At 71.9% G+C, this 20,199-nt stretch carries 16 protein-coding genes; 8 read left to right on the forward strand and 8 right to left on the reverse strand.

The window, feature by feature from the left end:
• Positions 1 to 117 precede the first annotated feature (117 nt).
• On the reverse strand, positions 118 to 942 hold the full coding sequence (locus tag ACFWRV_RS19520; protein WP_384336146.1) for a phosphatase: 825 nt from the start codon (positions 940 to 942) through the stop codon (positions 118 to 120).
• Between the two features lie 71 nt (positions 943 to 1,013).
• Positions 1,014 to 1,583 (reverse strand): TetR/AcrR family transcriptional regulator, encoded by a 570-nt coding sequence (locus ACFWRV_RS19525; RefSeq protein ID WP_384336148.1) that lies wholly within the window; start codon positions 1,581 to 1,583, stop codon positions 1,014 to 1,016.
• Positions 1,584 to 1,719: 136 nt separating this feature from the next.
• Between ACFWRV_RS19525 and ACFWRV_RS19530 the strand changes: the two genes are divergently transcribed.
• Positions 1,720 to 2,631 carry an NmrA family NAD(P)-binding protein gene (locus ACFWRV_RS19530; protein ID WP_384336150.1) on the forward strand — a complete coding sequence of 304 codons (912 nt, stop codon included), beginning with the start codon at positions 1,720 to 1,722 and terminating at the stop codon, positions 2,629 to 2,631.
• Positions 2,632 to 2,716: 85 nt separating this feature from the next.
• On the opposite strand, the gene ACFWRV_RS19535 is transcribed toward ACFWRV_RS19530, so the two are convergent.
• On the reverse strand, positions 2,717 to 3,382 hold the full coding sequence (locus ACFWRV_RS19535) for a GPP34 family phosphoprotein (protein WP_384336152.1): 666 nt from the start codon (positions 3,380 to 3,382) through the stop codon (positions 2,717 to 2,719).
• 100 nt (positions 3,383 to 3,482) lie between these two features.
• Positions 3,483 to 4,100 (reverse strand): TetR/AcrR family transcriptional regulator, encoded by a 618-nt coding sequence (locus ACFWRV_RS19540; protein ID WP_384336154.1) that lies wholly within the window; start codon positions 4,098 to 4,100, stop codon positions 3,483 to 3,485.
• A 131-nt stretch (positions 4,101 to 4,231) separates the two neighbouring features.
• On the opposite strand from ACFWRV_RS19540, the gene ACFWRV_RS19545 reads away from it, so the two are divergent.
• From ACFWRV_RS19545 to ACFWRV_RS19560, 4 genes are read left to right on the forward strand one after another with little or no spacing between them, the layout of a single operon-like run.
• Positions 4,232 to 5,854 carry a carboxyl transferase domain-containing protein gene (locus tag ACFWRV_RS19545; RefSeq protein ID WP_384336156.1) on the forward strand — a complete coding sequence of 541 codons (1,623 nt, stop codon included), beginning with the start codon at positions 4,232 to 4,234 and terminating at the stop codon, positions 5,852 to 5,854.
• Positions 5,855 to 5,861: 7 nt separating this feature from the next.
• The gene (locus ACFWRV_RS19550) at positions 5,862 to 7,808 is read left to right on the forward strand and encodes a biotin carboxylase N-terminal domain-containing protein (RefSeq protein WP_384336158.1); all 1,947 of its coding nucleotides are present in this window, start codon (positions 5,862 to 5,864) and stop codon (positions 7,806 to 7,808) included.
• Positions 7,809 to 7,825: 17 nt separating this feature from the next.
• Positions 7,826 to 8,773: a hydroxymethylglutaryl-CoA lyase gene (locus tag ACFWRV_RS19555; RefSeq protein WP_384336259.1), complete on the forward strand. Its 948-nt coding sequence runs from the start codon at positions 7,826 to 7,828 to the stop codon at positions 8,771 to 8,773.
• An 8-nt stretch (positions 8,774 to 8,781) separates the two neighbouring features.
• Positions 8,782 to 9,948, forward strand: a complete 1,167-nt coding sequence (locus ACFWRV_RS19560) for an acyl-CoA dehydrogenase family protein (protein ID WP_384336160.1) — start codon at positions 8,782 to 8,784, stop codon at positions 9,946 to 9,948.
• Between the two features lie 286 nt (positions 9,949 to 10,234).
• On the opposite strand, the gene ACFWRV_RS19565 is transcribed toward ACFWRV_RS19560, so the two are convergent.
• The 4 genes from ACFWRV_RS19565 to ACFWRV_RS19580 all read right to left on the reverse strand — a co-directional run bounded on the left by ACFWRV_RS19565 (position 10,235) and on the right by ACFWRV_RS19580 (position 16,735).
• Positions 10,235 to 10,930 (reverse strand): alpha/beta hydrolase, encoded by a 696-nt coding sequence (locus tag ACFWRV_RS19565; protein ID WP_384336162.1) that lies wholly within the window; start codon positions 10,928 to 10,930, stop codon positions 10,235 to 10,237.
• Positions 10,931 to 11,098: 168 nt separating this feature from the next.
• Positions 11,099 to 15,454, reverse strand: coding sequence for a GH92 family glycosyl hydrolase (locus ACFWRV_RS19570; RefSeq protein WP_384336164.1), 4,356 nt, complete (start codon positions 15,452 to 15,454; stop codon positions 11,099 to 11,101).
• A 244-nt stretch (positions 15,455 to 15,698) separates the two neighbouring features.
• Positions 15,699 to 16,241 carry a DUF1707 domain-containing protein gene (locus tag ACFWRV_RS19575; protein ID WP_384336166.1) on the reverse strand — a complete coding sequence of 181 codons (543 nt, stop codon included), beginning with the start codon at positions 16,239 to 16,241 and terminating at the stop codon, positions 15,699 to 15,701.
• A gap of 47 nt (positions 16,242 to 16,288) precedes the next feature.
• Positions 16,289 to 16,735 carry a winged helix-turn-helix transcriptional regulator gene (locus tag ACFWRV_RS19580; protein WP_384336168.1) on the reverse strand — a complete coding sequence of 149 codons (447 nt, stop codon included), beginning with the start codon at positions 16,733 to 16,735 and terminating at the stop codon, positions 16,289 to 16,291.
• Positions 16,736 to 16,952: 217 nt separating this feature from the next.
• Here ACFWRV_RS19580 and ACFWRV_RS19585 point away from each other — a divergent pair, with 217 nt between their 5' ends.
• From ACFWRV_RS19585 to ACFWRV_RS19595, 3 genes are all read left to right on the forward strand, one after another.
• Entirely contained in the window at positions 16,953 to 18,410 is a 1,458-nt protein-coding gene (locus ACFWRV_RS19585) for an MFS transporter (RefSeq protein WP_384336170.1), read from the forward strand.
• 130 nt (positions 18,411 to 18,540) lie between these two features.
• The gene (locus tag ACFWRV_RS19590; protein ID WP_384336172.1) at positions 18,541 to 19,230 is read left to right on the forward strand and encodes a GNAT family N-acetyltransferase; all 690 of its coding nucleotides are present in this window, start codon (positions 18,541 to 18,543) and stop codon (positions 19,228 to 19,230) included.
• 81 nt (positions 19,231 to 19,311) lie between these two features.
• Positions 19,312 to 20,196 (forward strand): siderophore-interacting protein, encoded by an 885-nt coding sequence (locus ACFWRV_RS19595; RefSeq protein WP_384336174.1) that lies wholly within the window; start codon positions 19,312 to 19,314, stop codon positions 20,194 to 20,196.
• Positions 20,197 to 20,199 lie beyond the last annotated feature (3 nt).

Genomic DNA, 20,199 nt, shown 5'->3' on the forward strand with positions numbered 1-20,199 from the left:
CCCTTCCGCGGTCTTCGCCGGCCGCCCCGCGCGGAGGCGGCCGCGGCCGCTGTGTCGCTGTCGCTGTCGCTGTCAGGGAAGACGGCCGCCGGACCGGAAACTCATCGCCGGTAGCCGTTACGCGACCGGCTCCACGGCCCCCGCGGGCTCCTCGGACGCATCCTCCAGCAGCCCCGCGGCGTGCAGCAGGTAGTCCGTCATCGGGTCGTAGAAGCGCGGGTCGGTGACGTGGTCGTCCAGCGGGACCGTGACCTGGAGGGTGCCCTCCGACTCGCCGAGGAAGAGGGCCGGGTCGTTGCAGTCGGCGTAACCGATCGCGTCCAGCCCCCGCTGTCCCGCGCAGCCCGCCCAGCCGTGGTCGGCGACGACCAGGTCGGGCAGCGGGCGGCCCAGGTGCGCCATGGCGTCCAGGATGGCGGCCATCGGAGCCGGGGAGTGGGTGTGCCAGAGGGTCGCCCCGCGTTCCAGCATCGCGACGTCGGCGAACTGGAAGACCATGCCCTCGTCCGCGATCAGCCCGGACGGGATGCGGACGATCTCGCAGCCGGCCCGGCGCAGCGCGTCGGCCGTCTGGCGGTGCACGTCCAGCAGGCCACCGGGGTGCCCGGTGGCGAACAGGACCCGCTCACGGCCGTCGGCGGCCTTGCGCAGGCGGGCCGCCATCCGCTCCAGGGCGTCGACCGTCAGCTCCGGGTCGATGGTGTCCTGGCCCTGCCGGTGCGCGGGGTCGTCGCTGACGCCGCAGCGCTCGGCCATCACGGCGAGCACGTCCTGCTCGTCGGTCCAGCGGTCGCCGAGCTCCAGGCCCAGCCAGTAGTGGCGGTCGCCGTTGGCGAGCTTGCGGTAGTGGGAGAGGTTGTTGTCGCGTGGCGTGGCGACGTCCCCCGCGATACGCGTACGGACGAGGTGGTCGACGAGGGCGGCGCGGCTGGGTATCGGCATGGCCCCATTGTGCCGTCCGGGGCCCGGAACACGCCCGGTGTCCCGAACGACGGACGGCCGGTTCGTCGCCGTCAGGGGCTCGGGCTGAGCCCTTCGACCGCGAGCGTGTAAAGGCGGTCGGCCTGTACCGACGGCTCGGCGTGGTGCTCGGTGGCCAGGGCGATGCCGACGGCGAGGGTGAGCAGGTCGTGGAAGGTGGTGCCCGGCCTGACCGCCCCGTCGCGCAGGGCCCGGCGGAGCAGCGGAGTGGCCGCGTCCTCGATCACCGCGCCGCAGGAGTGCTGCCCGGGTTCGGCGGGGGCGTCGGTGGGGGGCTCGAAGGTCAGGGCGTCGGCGAGGCCGCGGGCGGCGACGGCGTACGCGAGGAGGTCGTGCAGCCACTCCAGCAGGGCGGCACGGCTGTCCTCGGTGCGGCTCAGCTCGTCGGCGCGCTCGCAGAGGGCCTGGACGCGTTCCTGGAAGACGGCTTCGAGCAGGGCCTGACGGGTGGGGAAGTGGCGGCGCACGGTGGCGGAGCCGACGCCGGCGGTACGGGCGACCTGTTCGAGGGAGGCGGCGGCGCCGTGCTGGGCGACCTCGGCCTCGGCCACGGCGAGGATGCGGCTGTAGTTGCGGCGGGCGTCGGCGCGCTGACCGGTCACGTTCTCTCCCTGGTTGCTAAGTGGTGGGCCCCGCCATATCGTAGCCAACAGAAAACGGCGGGCCCCGCCGTTTCGTGTTCGCGTGACGTCGTCGTGAGGTTCGGTCGACGCTCGCCTATCTGGAGGAGCCATCGCCATGGCATCAGAATCCGCCCCCGTACTGGTCACCGGCGCCACCGGACGCCAGGGCGGGGCCACCGCCCGGGCCCTGCTGGCCGCCAGCGTCCCGGTGCGCGCGCTGGTGCGCGACCCGCACACGCAGCGCGCGAAGGACGTCGAGGCGCTGGGCGTCGAGCTGGTGACCGGGGACCTGACCGACCGGCCCTCACTGGACGCGGCCTGCGCGGGCGTCCGCGCCGTGTTCTCGGTGCAGATGCCGCCGATGGACGCGAGCGGCGTCGACTTCGCGGGGGAACTGGCGCAGGCGGCCAACCTGATCGGGGCGGCGCGGGCGGCGGGCGTGCCCCAGTTCGTCCAGTCCTCGACCAGCGGGGTCGGGGCGCACACCCGGACTCCGGGCTGGGCGGAGGGCCGCTGGGCCGCGATGGCCCCGTACTTCGACACCAAGCAGGCGATCCTGGAGAAGGTGCGGGGTGCGGGTTTCGCCCGCTGGGCCGTGGTCAAGCCCGCGTTCTTCATGGAGAACCTGCCCCAACTGGCCCCGAACGGCCCCGAAGGCGGCCTGGCGACGGTGATCCGGCCGGAGACGACCCTGGCGCTGGTGGCGAGCGAGGACATCGGCGCGGCCGTCGCCCACGCCGTACAGGAGCCGGACCGGTTCCACGAGGTGGAGCTGGAGCTGGCGAGTGACCTCCTCACGATGGAGCAGGTCGCAAAGGTGCTGTCCACGGCGTGGGGCGTACCGGTGGCGGCCCCGTCGATGGACCTCGACGAGGCGCTCGCGGCGGGGATGCCGGCGTGGGGCGCCGGTCACCTGTGGAGCAACGCCGTGACACAGCCGGCCCGCCCCGCGTTCGCGCGGGAACTCGGCATTCCCGTGACCTCGTTCGCCACCTGGGCGCACCGGCACCTGACGCCCGCCCCCTGACGCCGGTTTGCCCGACTCCGGCGACCCGACTCCGGCGATTCGAGGGCAGCGGTCTTCGAGGGCAGCGGTCTACGGGGGCAGCGGTCTACGACACCACGGTGAGCACGGTCACCACCGTCACCGCGGAGATCGCCGCCTGGAGGTTGCGGATGGCCTCGCGCACGCTCACACCCGCCCAGTGGCCCTCGGCGATCTGGGCCATGCGCGGGGCGACCTGCTTCTTCGGCAGGCCGGGGAAGGTCTGGGGGTGCATGCCCGTCGCGTGCAGCAGGGCGACGAGCGCGGTGGTACGGGCGTCCGGCTCGGCCCCGTCCAGCACCACGGCGGCCAGCCGGTCGCGCAGCTCGCGTTCGACGGTTCCGTCCGCCTCCGGGTAGCGGCGCACCGGGAAGACCCCGAGGGCCCGGTGCTTCTCCTCGGTCACCAGGCCGCGGGCGCAGAGGCTCTCCACGACGTCCTGCGAGCCCTTGGCGTGGTCCCGGGTCAGCCAGTCGGCCACCTTGCGGCTGCTGGACGCCCCGTGGACCCAGCGCGCCAGGCGGTCGAGCCGTCCATCCAGGAGCGGGTCGCCCGTCGGGGACGGGTCGAAGACCTCGACGCGGCCGCCCCTGACCGTGGCGCGGCCCGCCATGACCAGCTCCAGGAGCATGCCGGCCGCCACGCCCCAGCGGGCGGCGGTCTCCCCCTTCGCCGCGCCGGTCGTGTCGTCCAGCGACAGCAGCATGATCTCTTCGCCCAGTGAGACGGTCATGGTGCGGCTCCCCGATTCGTTGCGTGTTGACCGGACAGACGTACGTACCCCGTCCCGGGTTGCCCGGATCCCGAGGGAGCCCGGAAGGGAAAGCCGCCGCTCAGGAGGGCTCCGCGGCGGCGAAGGCACCGCGGGCCAGTCGGTGCAGCAGGGCGGCGGTCGCCGCGCGGCCGGGCAGGGCCTCGGGCCGGGCCAGGTGCGGGGTGGAGTTCAGCAGGCCGAAGACGGCGTGCACGGTGACGCGGGCCCGGTTCTCGGCCAGCGAGGGGTAGAGGGCGCGGACGACGCCGACCCAGACCTCGACGTACTCGCGCTGGAGCCGCCGCACCCGCTTGCGGTCCGTGTCGCGCAGCCGGTCCAGCTCCCGGTCGTGGAGGGTGATCAGGGGGCGGTCGTCGAGGGCGAAGTCGATGTGGCCCTCGATGAGCGCGTCCAGGAGTGCCTCCGGTGAGCCGTCGCCCCGGGCCGCGTCCTCCGTGACCCGCAGCCGTCCGCCCTCCAGCAGGCGTTCGCTGATGCCCACCAGGAGTTCGGCGAGCATCGCGTCCTTGCCGGGGAAGTGGCGGTAGAGGCCGGGGCCGCTGATCCCGACGGCGGCGCCTATCTCGTCGACGCCGACACCGTGGAAGCCGCGCTCGGCGAAGAGGCGGGCGGCCTCCCGGAGGATCTGCTCGCGGCGGGTGGGAGCCGCGACGCGGGCGGCGGCATGGGTGCTCATGAGGATTCATTCTAGACAGGGTCGTTAGCGCTCGTTAACCTGAGGGAAACGCGTTAACGCTCATTAACAGCAGCGGGCAGACAGCAGCGAAGCACTGATCGCGGTAGGTACGGGCAAGGGGGCTCGACACGATGCAGCAGGCACCGGTCCTGGCGAGCGCGGCCGATCCCGCATCGGAGGCCTGGCAGGCCAACGAGGCGGCGCATCGCGCGCTCTCCGACGACCTGGCGGGGCGTCTCGCCACGGCACGGCTGGGCGGGGGTGAGAAGGCACGGGCCCGCCACGAGGCGCGCGGCAAGCTGCTCCCCCGGGACCGGGTGGACACCCTCCTCGACCCGGGCTCGCCGTTCCTGGAGCTGGCCCCGCTGGCGGCGAACGGGATGTACGGGGACCAGGCCCCCGCCGCTGGCGTCATCGCGGGCATCGGGCGGGTCTCGGGCCGCGAGTGCGTGATCGTCGCCAATGACGCGACCGTCAAGGGCGGCACGTACTACCCGATGACCGTGAAGAAGCATCTGCGCGCCCAGGAAGTGGCGCTGGAGAATCGTCTCCCCTGCCTCTATCTGGTCGACTCGGGCGGCGCGTTCCTGCCGATGCAGGACGAGGTCTTCCCCGACCGGGACCACTTCGGGCGGATCTTCTACAACCAGGCCCGGATGTCGGGCGCCGGCATTCCGCAGATCGCGGCGGTGCTGGGCTCCTGCACGGCGGGCGGGGCGTACGTCCCGGCGATGAGCGACGAGGCCGTGATCGTCCGCAACCAGGGCACGATCTTCCTCGGCGGCCCGCCGCTGGTGAAGGCCGCGACCGGCGAGGTCGTGACGGCGGAGGAGCTGGGCGGCGGCGAGGTCCACTCCCGTACGTCGGGGGTCACCGACCATCTCGCCGAGGACGACGCGCACGCCCTGCGGATCGTCCGCAACATCGTCGCGACCCTCCCGGACCGCGCCCCGCTCCCCTGGTCGGTCGAGCCGGCCGAGGAGCCGAAGGTGGACCCGGCCGGGCTGTACGGCGCGGTCCCGGTGGACTCCCGCACCCCGTACGACGTACGCGAGGTGATCGCGCGCGTGGTGGACGGCTCGCGCTTCCAGGAGTTCAAGGCGGAGTACGGGCAGACGCTGATCACCGGCTTCGCCCGCGTCCACGGCCACCCCGTGGGGATCGTCGCGAACAACGGGATCCTGTTCTCCGAGTCGGCCCAGAAGGGCGCGCACTTCATCGAGCTGTGCGACCAGCGCGGCATCCCGCTCGTCTTCCTCCAGAACATCTCCGGCTTCATGGTCGGCCGGGACTACGAGGCGGGCGGCATCGCCAAGCACGGCGCGAAGATGGTCACGGCGGTGGCCTGCACGCGGGTGCCGAAGCTGACGGTCGTCGTCGGCGGTTCGTACGGCGCGGGCAACTACTCCATGTGCGGCCGGGCCTACAGCCCCCGCTTCCTGTGGATGTGGCCCAACGCCAAGATCTCCGTGATGGGCGGCGAGCAGGCGGCCTCCGTCCTCGCCACCGTCAAGCGCGACCAGCTCGGCGACGACTGGAGCGCCGAGGACGAGGAGACGTTCAAGGCCCCGATCCGCGCCCAGTACGAGACCCAGGGCAACGCGTACTACGCCAGCGCCCGGCTCTGGGACGACGGCGTGATCGACCCCGTGGACACCCGGCAGGTGCTGGGCCTCGCCCTGACCGCCTGCGCCAATGCCCCGCTGCCCCAGAAGGACCCGGCCGGTCCGGGCTTCGGCGTCTTCCGGATGTGAGGAACAGATGACGACGATGTTCGACACCGTGCTGGTCGCGAACCGCGGCGAGATCGCGGTCCGGGTGATCCGGACCCTGCGCGAGCAGGGGGTGCGCTCGGTCGCGGTCTTCAGCGACGCGGACGCGGACGCCCGGCATGTGCGCGAGGCGGACACGGCGGTACGGATCGGCCCGCCGGCCGCGTCGGAGAGCTACCTGAACGTGGGGGCGCTGCTGGACGCGGCCCGCCGCACGGGCGCGCAGGCGGTCCACCCCGGCTACGGCTTCCTCGCGGAGAACGCCGAGTTCGCGGCTGCCTGCGCGGACGCGGGGCTGGTCTTCATCGGCCCGCCCGCCTCCGCGATCTCGCTGATGGGCGACAAGATCCGGGCCAAGGAGACGGTCGCGGCGTACGGGGTCCCGGTCGTGCCCGGCTCCTCCGGCAGCGGCCTGACCGATGCCCAACTGGAGGAAGCGGCACGGGAGATCGGCACCCCGGTCCTCCTGAAGCCCTCCGCCGGCGGTGGCGGCAAGGGCATGCGCCTGGTCCGCGACGCGGCGGTGCTGGCGGAGGAGATCGCGGCGGCCAGGCGCGAGGCCCGGGCCTCGTTCGGCGACGACACCCTCCTCGTCGAGCGGTGGGTCGACCGCCCGCGCCACATCGAGATCCAGGTGCTGGCCGACGCCCACGGCAACGTGATCCACCTCGGCGAGCGCGAGTGCTCGCTCCAGCGCCGCCACCAGAAGATCATCGAGGAGGCGCCGAGCGTCCTCCTCGACGAGGAGACCCGGGCGGCCATGGGCGAGGCGGCCGTGCAGGCGGCGCGCAGTTGCGGCTATGTCGGCGCGGGGACGGTGGAGTTCATCGTCCCGGGCAACGACCCGGCGTCCTACTACTTCATGGAGATGAACACCCGCCTCCAGGTCGAGCACCCGGTGACCGAGCTGATCACCGGCCTGGACCTGGTGGAGTGGCAGCTGCGGGTGGCGTCGGGCGAGCAACTCCCGTACGCACAGCAGGACATCAACTTGACCGGCTGGGCGATCGAGGCCCGCGTCTGTGCCGAGGACCCGTCCCGGGGCTTCCTGCCCTCGGGCGGTACGGTGCTGGCGCTGCGCGAGCCGCAGGGCGGCGGGGTCCGGACGGACTCGGGGCTCAGCGAGGGCGTGCCGGTGGGCAGCCTGTACGACCCGATGCTGTCGAAGGTCATCGCGTACGGCCCCGACCGCGCGACGGCTCTGCGCAAGCTGCGGGCGGCCCTCGCGGACACGGTGATCCTGGGCGTCCCGACCAACGCGGGCTTCCTGCGCCGCCTGCTGGCCCACCCGGACGTCGTCGCGGGGAGCCTGGACACGGGCCTGGTGGAGCGCGAGGCGGAAGGGCTGGTGCCGGACGGCGTTCCGGACGAGGTGTACGCGGCGGCTGCGGCGGTCCGCCGCGACGCGCTGGAGCCCCGGCCGGACGCGGGCGGCTGGACGGACCCGTTCTCGGTGCCGAGCGGCTGGCGCACGGGGGGTGTGCGGGTGCCGCTGATGTTCCCGCTGCGGGTGTCGGGCGCGGACCCGGTGACGTACGGGGCCCCGGCCTCCGCGACGGTCACGGCGGACCGGGTCACGGTCGAACTCGACGGCGCGGTCGGCCACTTCCACCGCTCCGGCGACTGGCTCGGCCGGGACGGCGACACCTGGCACGTCCAGGACCATGACCCGGTGGAGGCGTCCCTGAGCGGGGCGGGCCGGAGCGGGGCGGACACGCTGGCGGCCCCGATGCCCGGCACGGTCACGGTGGTGAAGGTGGCCGTCGGGGACGAGGTCGAGGCGGGGCAGAGCCTGCTCGTGGTGGAGGCGATGAAGATGGAGCACGTGATCTCGGCCCCGCACGCGGGGACGGTGACCGAGCTGGACGTCACGGCGGGAGCGACGGTGGCGATGGACCAGATCCTGGCGGTAGTGGTCCCCCTGGAGGACGCGTGAGCACGCAAGGGCTCCCCATGAAGGTCCCGGCGCCGGGTCTCCCCTCCCGGGTCCGCATCCATGAAGTAGGCGCGCGGGACGGCCTGCAGAACGAGAAGAAGGCCGTACCGACCTCAGTGAAGGCGGAGTTCATCCGCCGCCTGGCGGTGGCGGGCCTGACCACCATCGAGGCGACGAGCTTCGTCCACCCGGAATGGGTTCCTCAACTGGCCGACGCGGAAGCGTTGTTCCCCCTGCTCGGCGACATCGCTGACGTGGGTGACGTGTCGCTCCCGGTCCTCGTGCCGAACGAACGCGGACTGGACCGGGCGCTGGCGCTCGGGGCCCGGTCGATCGCGGTGTTCGGCTCGGCGACGGAGACGTTCGCCGCGCGCAACCTGAACCGCACGGTCGACGAGTCGCTGGCCATGTTCGCGCCGGTGGTGGCCCGCGCGAAGGCCGACAAGGTGCGGGTGCGCGGGTATCTGTCGATGTGCTTCGGCGACCCGTGGGAAGGCGCGGTCCCCGCCACCCAGGTGGTGAAGGTCGCGAAGGCGCTGATGGACCTGGGCTGCGACGAGCTGTCGTTGGGCGACACGATCGGGGTGGCGACACCGGGCCACGTAACAGCCCTGCTGACAGCGCTGAACGAGGGGGCCGTCCCCACGGAGGCGATCGGCGTCCACTTCCACGACACGTACGGCCAGGCGCTGTCCAACACCCTGGCGGCGCTCCAGCACGGGGTGACGACGGTGGACGCCTCGGCGGGCGGCCTGGGCGGCTGCCCGTACGCGAAGAGCGCCACGGGCAACCTGGCCACCGAGGACCTGGTGTGGATGCTCGACGGCCTCGGCATCGAGACCGGCGTCGACCTGGACGCCCTGACCGCCACCAGCGTCTGGCTGGCCGAACACCTGGGCCGGCCGAGCCCGTCCCGCACGGTCCGCGCCCTGAACCCTTCTTCTTCCGCCTCCCACAAGGAGTGAGTTACCCCATGTCCCTGGACCACCGGCTGACCGCCGAGCACGAGGAACTGCGCCGCACGGTCGAGGAGTTCGCGCACGACGTGATCGCGCCGAAGATCGGCGACCTCTACGAGCGCCATGAATTCCCGTACGAGATCGTGCGCGAGATGGGCCGGATGGGCCTGTTCGGACTGCCGTTCCCGGAGGAGTACGGCGGGATGGGCGGCGACTACCTGGCGCTCGGGATCGCCCTGGAGGAGCTGGCCCGCGTCGACTCCTCGGTGGCGATCACCCTGGAGGCCGGGGTCTCGCTGGGCGCGATGCCGCTGCACCTCTTCGGCACGGAGGAGCAGAAGCGCCGGTGGCTGCCGAAGCTGTGCGCGGGCGAGGCGCTGGGCGCGTTCGGCCTGACCGAGCCGGACGGCGGCTCGGACGCGGGCGGCACCCGGACGACGGCGGTGCTGGACGAGGCGAGAGACGAGTGGGTGATCAACGGATCGAAGTGCTTCATCACCAACTCGGGTACGGACATCACGGAGTTGGTGACGGTCACCGCCGTGACGGGCCGCAAGGAGGACGGCCGCCCGCTGATCTCCGCGATCATCGTGCCGTCCGGAACCCCCGGCTTCACTGTAGCGGCCCCGTACTCCAAGGTCGGCTGGAACGCCTCCGACACCCGGGAGCTGTCCTTCTCCGACGTCCGCGTCCCGGCGGCGAACCTCCTGGGCGAACAGGGCCGGGGCTACGCGCAGTTCCTGCGGATCCTGGACGAGGGCAGGGTAGCGATCTCGGCTCTGGCAACGGGCCTGGCGCAGGGCTGCGTGGACGAGTCGGTGAAGTACGCGCACGAACGCCACGCGTTCGGCAGGCCGATCGGCGCGAACCAGGCGATCCAGTTCAAGATCGCCGACATGGAGATGCGCGCCCACATGGCCCGCGTGGGCTGGCGCGACGCGGCTTCGCGGCTGGTGGCGGGCGAACCGTTCAAGAAGGAGGCGGCGATCGCGAAGCTGTACTCCTCGACGGTCGCGGTGGACAACGCCCGTGAGGCGACGCAGATCCACGGCGGCTACGGCTTCATGAACGAGTACCCGGTGGCGCGGATGTGGCGCGACTCGAAGATCCTGGAGATCGGCGAGGGCACGAGCGAGGTCCAGCGGATGCTGATCGCACGGGAGTTGGGGCTGCCGGCCTGAGTCCGCGGACCGGTTCTCCCACTGCCGACCGGTGGTTCGACTACCGCCCGGTGTTTTGGCCGCGGCCCGGTGCTGTGGCTGCCGCCCCGGTCGCCGTGGATATCCACGGTGGCCGGGGCGGCGGTGTCAGCTGGGATCACCCACCGGCTTCTCGCGGGGACGAGGAGGACGGAGCACGCGGTCTCGATCCGGGACGACCGGACTCACAGAGCCGTCCGCCGTTCTCGCGCGGTTCGAGGCAGCAGCGGGTGTCCTTGCCGTCCTCCGGAACGGAGCAGGCCAGGGTTCACGCGCCCCCCGATCCCGCGGCCTCCTCGATGAGGTCGGTCACCGGGCCGGGCTGCGACGCGAGGGACGCGTGGCTCGCGTCCAGCTCGATGGTCCGGCGCGGGTTCATCCGCTCGGCCATGCGGCGCTCGTTGTCGGGGTGGATCATGCGGTCGGCGGTGGAGATCTGGTACCACGTGGGCTTGGACCGCCAGGCCGGGGCGGTGATGTTATCGCCGAACGTCGACGCCGGCGGCGCCTTCTGCGTCACGGCCATCACGAGTGCCTCGTCCTCGGACAGGTCCTGGGCGAAGCTCTCGTGGAACTTGTCCTGCTGCACCCACAGGTAGCCGTCGGAGTCCGGTGCGATGTTCTCGAACGCGGCCGGGGGCTTCTCCTGGGTGATCTGTCCGGGGCTTTCGCCTGCGTCGGGCGCGAACGCGGCGATGTAGACGAGGCCGGTGACGTTGGGCAGGTCGCCGGCCTCGGTGATCACCGCGCCGCCGTAGGAGTGGCCGACCAGGACCACCGGTCCTTCGATCTGCCGGACCATCTTGCGGGTGCGCTCGGCATCGTCGGCCAGTGAGGTCAGCGGGTTCTCCACGGCGTGCAGGGAGCCGAAGCCACGACGGTGCAGCTCGGTGATGACCTTGGCCCAGTGGGCGGCGCCGCCCCAGAAGCCGTGGACCAGGACGATCGCGGGTTTGTCAGCCATCGGGCGGGGCCTTTCGGAGGAGCGCGTCGCGCGCGAGGAGTGCCGGAAGCCGTACCTCCCCAGCAGACGTCCATCCCGCCGTCACCGCATGTCGTCAGCATCATTCAGGTGGTGGCCGCCGCCCCCGGCCGCCGCGGGGCTGTCCACGGCGGCCGGGAGCGGTGTCGGCTAGGAGCGCTTCGCGTCCGGGACCGCCACCCCGTCCTCCGTCACGTACTTCGCGCCGTCGTCGCTCTTCGTGATCGTGAACGCGTCCAGGGTCTCCCCCACCTCCTTGTCCGTCGTCGATGCGTCGTCCCACTTCGCCCCGATGACCGCCTCGTAGCGGATCGTGTTCTTCGAGACGGTGATGCCCTGGAACGTCGACGTGTGGGCGGCGCGGGCCACCTGGGTCGCGCCGTTGCGGGTCCAGACGTTGTCGTCGGCCGGGGACAGCTCGTAGTACTTGGGGCCCGCCATCGCGACCGCGTAGACCGGGCCCGTCGTCACGCCCGGCGTGTCCGTCGCGTCCGCGTTCACGTAGCCGCGGGCGTACACGTGGTCGTGGCCCATCAGGACCAGGTCGATGTCGTTGCGCTGGAAGACCGGCAGCCACGCGTCGCGGATCGGCTTCTCGTCACGGCCCACCGCCGCCGAGAACACCGGCTGGTGGAAGGTGGCGACCGACCACTTGTGGGGGTTGTCCGCCAGGATGTGGTCGAGCCAGCGGGCCTGGAGGTCCAGCCAGAGCTTCTGCGGGTCCGGGCAGTCCTGCGAGCACGGCGGCAGATTCGGCGGGGTCATCAACTCGCGCGCGTCGTGCGTGCTCGCGTTGAGGGTGATGAAGCGGACGTTCTGGTAGTCCGTGTAGTAGGCCGTCTCCGTGATCGACTTCGCCATGTGGGCCTCGTACGCTGCTCGTTGGCGCTCCGCCGGGGTCTCGTCCTTGGCGGGTGCGGCCGTGGGGCCGTTGGCCGGGTACGCGAACGTGGACTTCCACGTCTTCAGGAACAGGTCCGCGTTGTACTCGTGGTTCCCCGGCGCGGCGATCACGTTGGCCGTCTGACTGTGGCCGCTCATCGCGCCGAACCACTCGTCCCACAGGCCGTCGTTGCCGCCCGAGTCGACCAGGTCGCCCGCGTTGACACTGCCGATCGCCTTCGGGAAGCGCTGGTACGCCTGGTCGACGACCGGGGCCCACTTCGCCTTCAGGTCGTTCTGGGCGTCGCCGAAGTAGAGGAACGTGAAGTCCTCGCCCGGCTTGCCGGCGGAGGTGAACACATATCTCTCGCTCAGCTTGCTTCCCGTGCCCACTCGGTACGCGTACGCCGTGCCCGGCTTCAGCCGGTCCATCACCGCCGAGTGCGTACGCGTCGGGACGCCGTTGCTCAGGAGTTCCTCGTTCGTCATTGCCTCGGCCTTGCGCCAGGCCGCGTTGGAGCCCTCCTCGCGGTACTGGACCTCGCCCTGCGTCGTGCCGCTGCCCGTCCGCCACGTCACCGCCTGCGAGGTGGCGGGTGTGGTGGTCGGGGTCAGGACGATGCGCTCCGGGGTGACCCCGGGGGCCTCCAGGTCCGGGTTCGTCGTCAGGGCCACGTCGAAGACGTGCATGATGCCCCGGTCCGTGCCCTGCGGCAGGACCACCGACCGCACCCGCTTCTTCCCGTCCAGCACCTGCGGGACCGTGCCGAAGACCACCGTGCGCGTCGTGTCCGACGTGCCGTTCACCTTGTTGCGGCCCTCCGTGGCCACCAACGGCACGTTGCCGTACAGATAGTTGGTGCCGGGCGTCCAGTCCGTGAACTGCACCGCCACGTTCTGCGTCGAGCCGTCCTCGTACTCCACCGTCGCCAGGCCCTGCGAGGGGCCGTTCGTCGCCAGACCGAGGAAGGAGATGCCCGTCGCCTTGACGCCCTTGCCGTTCCGGCCCGTGAGGTCCACGCGCTGGCCGTGCGGGATCCAGTTGTCCGGCTTACCCTGCTTCGCCGTCGGCCAGGTGAACGTGACCCCCGTGTCGCCCAGCGGCAGCTTCGCGCCCGGGGCCGCGCCCGCCGCCGCCAGCTTCTCGCGGGAGAGCGAGTTGTCGCTCAGGTCGAGCGCGCCCAGCCTGCCCTGGCCGTCGGGGGTCGACCCGATGTTGTTACGGGCGTCCGAGCCTTCCGTGTACGACGGCGGTACGTCGGCCGCACCCGTGCCCCAGGTCTTCGGAGCCTCGCCCATCGTGAACGTCAACTCGCCGCCCGCCCGCGCGAAGTCCTCGTCCAGCCAGGACGTGCTGGTGGGCTTTCCGTTGACCTTCAGGGCCGTGACGTACGGCTTGTCCGCCGCCGCGCCCGCCGCCTTGATGGAGATCCGGCGGTCGCTGTCCGCGCTGTCGATCGTGATCCGGTCGAACATCGGCGAGCTGAGCACCAGGTTCGCCGTCCCGTACACCGCCGGGTTCATCCCGAGGTTCGCCCACACGTACCAGGAGCTGAGCGAGCCCAGGTCGTCGTTGCCCGGCAGGCCCGACGGCGTCGTGCCGTACATCTCGTCCGTCGCCCGGCGCAGCACCTCCGACGTCCGGTGCGGCTGCCGCAGCCAGTTGTGGACGTACGGCATCGAGAAGCTCGGCTGGTTGCTGAGATAGGCGCCCGTGGTGTTGTAGACGCCCGCGTCCAGGGATTTCGTGTGCTCGTCCAGGTCTCGTGCGACCGGCTCGATGCCGCCGCGCTTCTCGATCAGCGTGCCGATGTTCTGCGGGACCATCCAGCCGTACTGGTAGCCGGTCGCCTGCTCGAACTGGTTGCCGCGCTCACCGAGGTTGAAGGAGCGGTCGAAGCCGTTGCGGCCGCGCGGGCGGATGCGGTACGTCTCGGGGTCCAGCAGGTTCTGCCAGTTCTGCGCCCTCGTCATGAACTCCGCACGCGTGCTGTCCTCGCCCAGTCTGTCCGCCAGTCGGGCGATCGCGAAGTCGTCGATCGCGTACTCCAGCGTCTTCGACGTCGCCGAGTCGCCCTTGCCGTTGTCGATGAACCCGGCGCTGAAGTACTGCTGTGCGTGGGCCCGCTTCGTCGTGTCGGCGGGCAGCCGCTGCGTCTTCCGCATCGAGGCGAGCGCCGCCCGGCGGTCGTAGTCCACGCTGCCGAACGCGTCGATCGACGACAGCACCACCTGGAGCGAGTCGCCGCTCATCTTCTGCTGCGACTGGTTCAGATGCGGCCAGTTGGGCCAGGCGCCCGTCTGCTTCACCAGGTCCACCAGGGACTGGTTGATGTCGGAGCCGACCTTCGGGAACAGCAGCGCGATGAGCTGCGCCTGCCCCCGGTACATGTCCCAGCCCGCGTAGGTGACGTAGTGGTGCCGGCCGGGCGCGACCTTGCGGATCCTGCCGTCGTGACCCGGGTACTGGCCGTTCACGTCGTCGGAGACGTTCGGGTGGAGGAGGGAGTGGTAGAGCGCCGTGAAGAACTTCACCCGCTCCGACTTCGTCCCGCCGGTGGCCGTGACCGTGCCCAGCGAGTCCTTCCAGACCTGCGCGGTCGCCTTCCGCACCTGGTCGAAGGTGCGGCCGCCGGTCTCCTCCTCGGCGTTGCGGGCGGCGTTCGCGACGCTGACGTAGCTCAGCCCCGTCCGCGCGGTGACCGTCGCGCCCTTCGGGAAGACGAGGTACGCGCCGGAGCCGTGCTTGGCCTCGCCACCGCGTGCGGTCGCCGCCCCCGGGGTGACCTCGCCGCCCCGCCAGGTGCCGTACGAGGTGAACGCGCGGTCGAACGTGGCGGAGAAGTAGGCCCGGTAGCGGCCGCCCTCGTCGCACACCGACGCCGTCTCGACCCAGCCGCTGACCGTACGGCCCTCGACCCTGACCTCGCTGTCGAAGACCCGGTTGTTGGACCCGGCGACGTCGAGGATCAGCGTCGAGGAGTCCTTGCGGGCCGGGAACTCGTACCGGTTGACGGCGGTTCGGGTGGTCGCCGTCAGCTCCGTCTGCACGCCGTTGGCGAGGCCGACCGTGTAGTGGCCGGGGGCAGCCGTCTCGTCGCGGTGGTCGAAGTCCAGGTAGTACGGGTCGATCTTCGTGCCGGGGCTGGTCGGCAGCGCGCCGCCGTCGAGCTTGCCCGTGTACGGCAGGACCGGGAAGTCGAACGCGCTGAACCGGCCCTCGCAGCCGGTGCCGGACAGCCGCGTCATGCCGAAGCCGCGGATCTTGTCGGCGCTGTACTCGTACCCGCCCTTCTGGTCGCCGTCGGACGAGCGGTACGTGGTCGGGCTCGACTGGACCATGCCGAACGGGGTCGTCGCGCCCGGCCAGGTGTTGCCGTACGCGCTGTTGCCCTTGTTCTGCTTCGGGTCCAACTCCGTTCCGATGAACGGGTCGACGGCGTCGTACGGGCTGATCGCCGACGCGCGCGGGGCGGCCTCGGTGGCGGCGGCGGCCGTCGCGGTGGCCGGGGCCGGGCCGGCGACGAGCGCTCCGGCCGTCAGGGCGGCGGCGACCACGACGGCGCGCAGCCGGCCCGGTCTCGTCCGGGCATCCGGGCGTTCGGCGGTGGTGGGTTCCCGCATGAGCGGTCCTCTCGGGTCGGGCGGAAGGCGTGGGTCTCCGACCCGGGAGGCGGAACGGCACGGAGGCATCGACGAGGGCGATGACAACGTTGTCCAACTCCCGTTCGGGCGCGTGCACCACAGTGCTCGGGACAGTTTTCCCGGAGAGGACCGTCATGGGAAGAGCTGACCAACAGGCCATGTCCCGCACGGTCGGGAGACGTGCGCACCGGGCGGCCTCCACCCCTGCACGGAGCGTGGCGGATCAGCGCCAGGCGTGGCGGATCTTCAGCCGCCCGTAGCCCATCGCCCCCGAGAAGCGGAAGCGCGGCGCACCCGGGCGGCTCGGCTGCCGGGGCCGGTAGCGGAGGTCCTTCCACCCGGTGGTCAGGCCCTCGACCTCGACGATGGCGTCGCGCGGCACCGTGATGCTCGCGTTTCCGGTGCCGAGGCTCAGCTCGATGTCGACGACCGGGTGTTCGACGATCGCCCGGGACAGGTCCAGACGCACCCGACCGAAGGCGGACTCGACCTTGAGGATCCTGGGCACCCGCCAGGCGCCGCGCCGCTTGATCCGTCCACCGGCGGCGGCGATCGTCGACGTGGTGCCCGGGTCCTCCGCCGGCAGCGGGTCCAGGGCCGACACGAGTTCGCCGTGGGTCGTGGCGGCGAGCACCCGGTCCAGGCGCTCGCCCATCTCCTCGTGCGAGATGCGCTCCTCGGCGTAGGCCTCCCGGACGCGCCGCACCGCGCTCTCGCGGTCGTCTTCGCCCACGCGCGAAGCGGCGTTCCTCTGAGGTGTGGTCACCGGTTCACTGTAGTGCGGCGCCGGCCGCGTGAACATGGTGAGACCTCTCAGGAGACCGACGCCGCCTCGGCTTCCTGACGGCTGTCGTAGTCGGCGCGCGCCTTCGCGATCTCCTGCTGGTGGCCCTCGGTCCAGTCGACCAGGGACCGGATCGTCGTGTGCAGCGTCGCGCCCAGCTCCGTCAGCTCGTACTCCACCCGCGGCGGGACGACGGGGTAGACCGTGCGCCGCACCAGGCCGTCGCGCTCCAGCTGGCGCAGGGTCACCGTCAGCATGCGCTGGCTGATGCCTTCGATCAGCCGGCGCAGCTCGGAGAAGCGCAGGGTGCGGCGCTCCAGGTGGGCGATGGCCAGGAGCGACCACTTGTCCGCGACGCGGTCGAGGATCTGCCGCACCTCGCAACCCTCGCGCACGTCCCACTGGTTGATGTAGTAGTCCGGCTCCGCGCCGGTATCCGCGCAGTGACTCGGTGACTTCGAAGTGCCTTCTTCCATACCTCCCCACGGTGCCGCAAGCTTCATGTGGTTACAAGAGAGAACCGACCGGCAATTCGGTAACTCGTCGCTCTTGCGCGCTGCTTGAGGCTCTTGCACGCGAATCCCGTTTTCTTCGACCGCTGTTGGCGGCTGTTCGCCATGCCCGTTTCGTCCGCTCACAAGGAGAAGTCCCGTGTCCTCATCACCGTCCCTTTCGAGATCGAGCAGTGACCGCATGACCGGGCGCGCCTGGGGTGTGCTGCTCGTCCTGTGCGGCGCGATCTTCCTCGAAGGCATCGATGTGGCCATGCTGAATGTGGCCCTGCCCGCGATCCGCGAGGATCTGAACCTGTCCACCGGCACGCTCCAGTGGGTGATGAGCGCGTACGTCCTCGGCTACGGCGGTTTCATGCTGCTGGGCGGACGGGCGGCCGACCTGTTCGGCCGGCGCCGGATGTTCGTCCTCTGGCTCGTGGTGTTCCTGCTCTTCTCCGGGCTGGGCGGCCTGGCCACCGAGGGCTGGATGCTGATCGTCGCCCGCTTCGTGACCGGGGTCGCCGCCGCCTTCATGACACCGGCCGGGCTGTCGATCATCACCACCGGCTTTCCGGAGGGACCGCAGCGCAACAAGGCCCTGCTCGTCTACGCGGGCACCGCGGCGGGCGGCTTCTCCATCGGCCTGGTCGTCGGCGGGCTGCTCTCCGCCATCGACTGGCGCTGGGTGTTCTTCGCCCCGGTCATCCTCTCGTTCGGCATCCTGCTCGCCGCACTCACGCTGATCCCCGCCTCACCCCGCCCGGACCGCACCGGGCAGGGCGTCGACCTGGCCGGAGCGGTCACCGTCACCGCCGGGATCCTGCTGCTCGTCCTCGGCGTCGAGCGGGCCACGCACGTCCCGGCCGTCTGGACCGTCGGCACGATCGGTGCGGCCCTGCTCCTCTTCCTCGCGTTCGTCCTCATCGAGCGCGCCTCGTCATCGCCGCTGGTGCGTCCGGGCATCTTCCGCAGCGGATCGCTGGTCCGCGCCAACGTGTCGGGGCTGCTGTTCGCCGCGGGGTTCTTCGGCTTCCAGTTCATCGCCGTGCTCTACCTCCAGGAACTGCGCGGCTGGTCGTCCCTGCAGACCAGCCTCGCGCTGATCGTCATCGGCGTGGACGCGGTGCTCTCGCCGCTCCTCACCCCGAGGCTGGTGGCCCGGTTCGGCAACGCCCGGGTCATCGTCGTCGGGCTGCTCCTCGCGTCGCTCTCGTACGCCCTGTTCCTGCCGCTCGCCGCGGACTGGACGTACGCGGCGATGTTCCCGGGCCTACTTCTTCTGGGTGTGGCCTTCTCCCTCGTCTACGGGCCGCTCACCATCGTGGCCACCGACGGCGTCGCCGAGGAGGAGCAAGGCGTGGCGGGCGGACTGCTGTACACGGCCTTCCAGTTCGGGGCGGCGCTGGGGCTGTCCGCCGTGGCCGCCGTCACCGTCACCGCCACGGACGGGACGTCACCGGCCGCCGTCCTCGACGGGTACCGGGCGGCCCTCGTCGTCCCGCTGACCGCCGCCCTGATCGCCGCCGCCGTCAGCGCGTCCGGTCTCCGCACCCGGCGGGCGACGGTGACGGGCTCCCCCGTCGGCGGCTCCGGAACCGCGCCGGGCGGGAGCGGCGCACCGGGTGGGGTCGAGCAGCCCGCCGGGCTCGGATCCTGATCGCGCGCAAGCGGGGCTACTTGGGGGTACGACCGCCGGAGACACCCGGCGGGCCGTGCCCCCGCCGCCGTGCGTCGCGCCGGTCCGTATACCGGTCGACACCTCTGCGCCCGTACGGCAGAGTCCCGTCATGGACCCCCGCCACTGGCCTTTGTACGGGCTTCGCCTGCGCACCCCGCGCCTCGAACTGCGGCTGCCCGGCGTCGAACTCCTCGACGAGCTGGCCTCGGTGGCGGCCCGCGGGCTGCACGATCCGGACCGTATGCCGTTCAGCGTGGCGTGGACCGACGGGAAGCCCGAAGAGGTGGCGCGAGCCGTGTTCCAGCATCTGCTGGGGACCGTGGCCACCTGGTCCGAGCAGGACTGGACACTCAGCCTGGCCGTCCTCCACGAGGGGCAGGTCGTCGGGCGGCAGGACCTGATGGGACGGGACTTCGGGGTGCGGCGGCAGGCGGAGACCGGGTCGTGGCTCGGGCTCCCCCACCAGGGGCAGGGCCTCGGTACGGAGATGCGCGCCGCGGCCCTGCACCTCGCGTTCGCCGGGCTCGGCGCGCGGTACGCCGTGTCCGCCGCCATGACCGACAACCCCCGTTCGCTCGGGGTCTCGCGGCGGCTCGGGTACACGGACGACGGCCTGGAGACGGGTGTCGTGCGCGGCGCCCCCGTCACCCTTCAGCGGCTGCGCCTGGACCGGGCCCGGTGGGAGGCGTACCGGAGCATGGACGTGACCGTGGAGGGGCTCGGAGCCTGCCGGGCGCAGTTCGGGGTCCGCGGCGGGGAAGACGCGTCGGCGACCACTCTTCCCGTGAGGCAAGGGTAGGCTAACCTTCCTTCGGATCGCCCCAGCCGGAAGCCGGGCCCGTCCGCCCGCAGCTCCGGCCCGTCCCGGAGGAGCCCCCCGTTGACGTCGACGACTGCCGCCACCCCCGAAGTCGCCCCGTTCCGGCCCTTCGACCTGATCGTCCTGCGGACCAGGAGGCTGGGCCCGTCCATCCTCCGGGTCACGCTCGGCGGGCCGGAGGCCGACGGCTTGCGGGGCGGGGGCCGCGACCGGAGCCTGTCCGTCATCCTGCCCGCCGGTCCGGGCGGAGGCGAAGCCCTGGTCCCGGCGGGCGGGGGCAGCACCGGCCCGGCGCGACCCGGGGACGAACGGGCCGCGAGGCGTTCGTATGCCGTACGGGCCGAGCGGCTGCGGGCCGACGGCTCCACCGAGGTCGACCTCGACTTCGTCCTGCACGGCGACGGCGGCCCCGCCGCCCGCTGGGCACGGGCGGCCGCCCCAGGTGACCGGCTCAGGGTGCTGGGCCCCGGCGCGACGGACCACACCGCCGTACGTTTTCGGCCGCCGGCCGATACCGACTGGGTGCTGATCCGGGCCGACGAGACCGCCCTGCCCGCCGCGGCCGCCATCCTGGAGTGGCTGCCCGCGGGACTGCCGGCCCGGGTCTGGCTGGAGGTCCCGTTCACCGAGGACCGGCAGGCACTGAACACCGCGGCGAAGGCGAGGATCAGCTGGCTCGTCCGGAGCGAGAGGGCAGCCTGCGGCGTCGAGGCCGTGCGCGCCGCCGAGTTGCCCGGGGGCACACCGTACGCGTGGATCGCGGGCGAGGCGTCCGGGGTGCGGGCGCTGCACCACCACCTCGTCCGGGAACGCGGCTTCGCGCCCGAGCGGGTGACGTCCGCCGCGTACTGGCGGCGCGGCCTCAGCGAGGAGCAGGCGCGGAGAGCGGACCGCCGCACAGCGGAGCGGCCCAAAACGGAGCGGGCCGAGCAAGTGGCGCGATAGGGG

The sequence above is a fragment of the Streptomyces sp. NPDC058576 genome, from assembly GCF_042718715.1.
Classification (GTDB): Bacteria; Actinomycetota; Actinomycetes; order Streptomycetales; family Streptomycetaceae; genus Streptomyces.